We start from the raw sequence: 1,122 nt of genomic DNA, 5'->3' as shown, positions 1-1,122 counted from the left end.
CCACGCAAAGAGAAAGTGACTCGGTCGCCGAAGGCGATCGACCGCTCTGCACTTGAGCTCTTGTTTTAAGGTGGTCTACGCAAGCGAAAGAGACACGCCCTCCGTAGAAGAACGAAAGCTCCTGCTTCACCGCTTTTGACCCCGGAATCCCACAAGACAAAAAAATGGCCGCTGCGCGCAGCGCGCAGCGCCAGACGCCAACGCGAAATCGCGAGTTCCGCGCATCAACGCCAACCAGCACGAACGTTCGACCAGCGCGCGCGATCCATTAGGCTATGCGCCAGCATCACCCAGCCACACTCACACCGCCAAGGAATGCCCATGTCAAACGCCACCCCTCGGGATCAATCTGTGTTGGCCATCGTCGCCGTCGCCCTGTTCTTTGCTGCGCTGGCCTGCGGTCAACCGCTGGCCGGCATCGCTGGTGTAACGATTACCCTGGCGGGCATGGCATGGCGGCGGCAGCCGGCGCATCGCAAGGCCGGCACGGCGCTCGTCTTCGGCGGCTTCGTGCTCGTACTGGTGGCGATGATGTTCAACGTGGGCTACCAGTTGGGCAAGGACATGGCCCATCGCGACCACATGCGCGAAACGGCCGCGCACATCCGCCTGCCGTGAGCTCGGTCGCCCGGCGAGGGTGTCACCGCAACGGATGCCGTCGCCCCTCAACGCGAAAACCGCGATACCCGCGAGCGAAGGCGCCGCCGGCCACGAGTACCCACACCAGCAGGCTGACGTAGACGCCGATGGCCGGTATCACGCGCAGGAAATCGAGCTGCAGCGCCCGCGCCAGTTCGTAGGTGCCCACCGTGTACATACCCAGCGGAAACACGATGTCCCAGTCATCCACCTCGTAGCGCAGCGGCACATGGCGCCACGCGTGGCGCCAGAGCTCCAGCATCACCAGCAGCGGAATCCACCACGTCGCGGTGGCCCAGAAGAACACGGTGAAACCTTTCACGAACGGCATCAACTCATGCAGCGGGCTGGCGGCCGGCGTATGCAGCACGAGCAGACTGCCGGCGAGGGTGGTGATCGCCAGGGCGCCCATGTCGATCCAGTACGGCGGGGTGAATTCGCGGGCGCGCAGCGGAAAGAACACCATGCGGTAGACGACCAGGG

General features: G+C 64.2%; 2 protein-coding genes. One reads left to right on the top strand and one right to left on the bottom strand.

Translation table 11 applies throughout. The features are described from left to right. Window positions 1–321: 321 nt before the first annotated feature. Entirely contained in the window at window positions 322–618 is a 297-nt protein-coding gene (locus ASD82_RS00010; RefSeq protein ID WP_157599132.1) for a hypothetical protein, read from the top strand. A gap of 22 nt (window positions 619–640) precedes the next feature. On the opposite strand, the gene ASD82_RS00005 is transcribed toward ASD82_RS00010, so the two are convergent. After that, the coding region (locus tag ASD82_RS00005) for a tellurite resistance/C4-dicarboxylate transporter family protein (RefSeq protein ID WP_200950189.1) at window positions 641–1,122 on the bottom strand (482 nt) is incomplete at its 5' end.

It is taken from the genome of Rhodanobacter sp. Root179 (assembly GCF_001428465.1).
Taxonomy (GTDB): Bacteria; Pseudomonadota; Gammaproteobacteria; order Xanthomonadales; family Rhodanobacteraceae; genus Rhodanobacter.
This window is presented reverse-complemented; position numbering and strand designations above follow the sequence as displayed.